The 3,342-nt window shown below is 67.9% G+C and carries 2 protein-coding genes; both read right to left on the bottom strand.

What is annotated here, in order from left to right:
* Positions 1–1,553: maltose alpha-D-glucosyltransferase (gene treS / locus CTZ28_RS46180; protein ID WP_121895936.1), on the bottom strand; the 1,553-nt coding region annotated here is incomplete at its 3' end.
* Positions 1,550–3,342, bottom strand: a 1,793-nt coding sequence (locus CTZ28_RS46175) for an alpha-1,4-glucan--maltose-1-phosphate maltosyltransferase (RefSeq protein ID WP_147481312.1), incomplete at its 5' end; no start/stop codon positions are given. The genes CTZ28_RS46175 and treS, both read right to left, overlap by 4 nt.

Genomic DNA, 3,342 nt, shown 5'->3' with positions numbered 1-3,342 from the left:
GTCGGCTGTGCGAAGCGGGAGAAGTTGTGTACGCAGAGGACGAGGTCGTCGTCGTGTTCGCGGAGGAAGGCGATGACTGCGGGGTTGGTGGAGTCGAGTTCGGTGTAGGTGCCGAGTCCGAAGGCGGGGTTCTGTCTGCGGATCTCGATCATGCGGCGGGTCCAGTGGAGCAGGGAGGAGGGGGAGGACATGGCGGCTTCGACGTTGGTGACCTGGTAGCCGTGGACGGGGTCCATGATGGTGGGGAGGTAGAGGCGGCCGGGGTCGCAGGAGGAGAAGCCGGCGTTGCGGTCGGGGGTCCATTGCATGGGGGTGCGGACGGCGTCGCGGTCGCCGAGCCAGATGTTGTCGCCCATGCCGATCTCGTCGCCGTAGTAGAGGATGGGGCTGCCGGGGAGGGAGAGGAGGAGGGCGGTGAAGAGTTCGATCTGGTTGCGGTCGTTGTCGAGGAGGGGGGCGAGGCGGCGGCGGATGCCGATGTTGGCGCGCATGCGGGGGTCTTTGGCGTATTCGGCCCACATGTAGTCGCGTTCTTCGTCGGTGACCATTTCGAGGGTGAGTTCGTCGTGGTTGCGCAGGAAGATGCCCCATTGGCAGTGGGTGGGGATGGTGGGGGTCTTGGCGAGGATCTCGGAGACGGGGTGGCGGGATTCGCGGCGTACGGCCATGAAGATGCGGGGCATGACGGGGAAGTGGAAGGCCATGTGGCATTCGTCGCCGCCGGTGCGGTAGTCGCCGAAGTAGTCGACGACGTCCTCCGGCCACTGGTTCGCCTCCGCCAGCAGCACGGTGTCCGGGTACATCGAGTCGATCTCGCGGCGCACCCGCTTGAGGAAGGAGTGCGTGGCGGGCAGGTTCTCGCAGTTGGTGCCCTCGCGCTGGTAGAGGTAGGGCACCGCGTCCAGCCGGAAACCGTCGATCCCGAGGTCCAGCCAGAAGCGCAGGGCGGCCAGGATCTCCTCCTGGACGGCCGGGTTCTCGTAGTTGAGGTCGGGCTGGTGGGAGAAGAAGCGGTGGAAGTAGTACTGGCCCCGTACCGGGTCGTGGGTCCAGTTCGAGGCTTCGGTGTCGACGAAGATGATCCGTGCGTCGGCGTACTGCTTGTCGTCGTCGGCCCAGACGTAGTAGTCGCCGTAGGGGCCGTCGGGATTCTTGCGGGACTCCTGGAACCACGGGTGCTGGTCGCTGGTGTGGTTCATGACGAAGTCGATGATGACGCGCATGCCGCGCTGGTGGGCGGCGTCGACGAACTCGACGAAGTCGGCGAGGTCGCCGAACTCGGGGAGCACGGCGGTGTGGTCGGAGACGTCGTAACCGCCGTCGCGCAGGGGTGACTTGAAGAAGGGGGGCAGCCAGAGGCAGTCGACGCCGAGCCATTGCAGATAGTCCAGCTTGGCGGTGAGGCCCTTCAGGTCGCCGACGCCGTCACCGTTGCTGTCCTGGAAGGAGCGGACCAGGACCTCGTAGAAGACGGCACGCTTGAACCACTCCGGATCCCGGTCCTTGGCGGGAGTGTCCTCGAACGTGTCCGGGACCGGCTCGTTGACGATCATCGTGTGGGTGACCCTCCGATCTGCGGGCTGGACGGTCGCAGGACGGTGAGGATGTGCGCGGGCCGGTGACCCGGTTCGAGTCGCACATAGTTGGCCCTGCCCCAGTGATAGGTCTCACCCGTCAGTTCGTCGTGCACCGGCACCGACTCGTGCCGGTCCAGGCCGAGTTGCGGCATGTCCAACGAGACCGTGGCCTCCTGGGTGTGGTGGGGGTCGAGGTTCACGACCACGACGACGGTGTCGTCGCCGGTGCGCTTGCTGTACGCGAGGACGGCGTCGTTGTCGGTCTGGTGGAAGCGCAGATTCCGCAGGCGTTGCAGCGCGGGGTGGCGTCGGCGGATGGTGTTGAGGCGGGTGATGAGGGGGGCGATGGTGTGTCCCTGGTGGGTGGCGGTGGTCCAGTCGCGTGGTGTGAGCTGGTATTTCTCGGAGTTGAGGTATTCCTCGCTGTTGTCGTGCAGGGGGGTGTTCTCGCAGAGTTCGTAGCCGCTGTAGATGCCCCAGGTGGGGGAGAGGGTGGCGGCGAGGACGGCGCGGGTCTCGAAGGCGGGGCGGCCGCCGTGCTGGAGGTGGGCGGGGAGGATGTCGGGGGTGCTGGGGAAGAGGTTGGGGCGCATGTAGGCGGCGGCCTCGCCGGTGAGTTCGGTGAGGTGGTCGGTGAGTTCTTGTTTGGTGGTGCGCCAGGTGAAGTAGGTGTAGGACTGCTGGAAGCCGATCTGGGCGAGGGTGTGCATCATCGCGGGGCGGGTGAAGGCTTCGGCGAGGAAGATGACGTCGGGGTCGGTGGTGTTGATGTCGGTGATGACGCGTTCCCAGAAGGCGACGGGTTTGGTGTGGGGGTTGTCGACGCGGAAGATGCGGACGCCGCAGGACATCCAGTGGCGCAGGATGCGGAGGGTCTCGGTGGTGAGGCCGTCCATGTCGGTGTCGAAGGTGAGGGGGTGGATGTCCTGGTATTTCTTGGGTGGGTTCTCGGCGTGGGCGATGGTGCCGTCGGGGCGGTGGTGGAACCAGTGGGGGTGTTGGTGGATCCAGGGGTGGTCGGGGGAGCATTGGAGGGCGAGGTCGAGGGCGGTTTCGAGGCCGTGGGCGGTGGCCTGGCGGACGAAGTGGCGGAAGTCGTCGGTGGTGCCGAGGCGGGGGTGGACGGTGTCGTGGCCGCCTTCGGGGGAGCCGATGGCCCAGGGGACGCCGACGTCGTCGGGGTGGGCGGTGAGGGTGTTGTTGCGGCCTTTGCGGTGGGTGGTGCCGATGGGGTGGATCGGGGGGAGGTAGACGACGTCGAAGCCCATGGCGGCGATGGCGGGCAGGCGGCGGGCGGCGGTGCGGAAGGTGCCGTGGGGCTGCTGGGGGGTGCCTTCGGAGCGGGGGAAGAACTCGTACCAGGAGCCGTACAGGGCGCGTTCGCGTTCCACGAGCAGGGGCAGCGGCGCGCTGGCGGTGACGAGTTCCCGCAGCGGGTGGCGGGCGAGTACCTCGTCCACCTCCGGCGCACACGCCGCGGCGAGCCGGTCCCGTGGCGGGCGCGAGTCGTCGCCGAGTGACCGCGCCGCGGCCAGCACCAGGGTGCGGCCGGGGCCCTCCGGCACACCGGCGGCGGCCCGCGTGTACAGCTCGGCGCCCTCCTTCAGGACCAGATCCGTGTCGAGGCCTGCCGGGATCTTGATCTGTGCGGTGTGCCGCCAGGTGGTGACCGGATCCCCCCATGCCTCCACGTGGTAGGTCCAGTGGCCCATCGCGTCCGGGGTGACGTCCGCGCCCCAGCGGTCGGTGCCGGGGGCCAGTTCGC

The sequence above is a fragment of the Streptomyces shenzhenensis genome, from assembly GCF_003688995.1.
In the GTDB taxonomy this organism is placed as follows: domain Bacteria; phylum Actinomycetota; class Actinomycetes; order Streptomycetales; family Streptomycetaceae; genus Streptomyces; species Streptomyces shenzhenensis_A.
The sequence above is the reverse complement of the archived record's forward strand: the minus strand, read 5'-3'. Positions and strand labels throughout refer to the sequence as shown.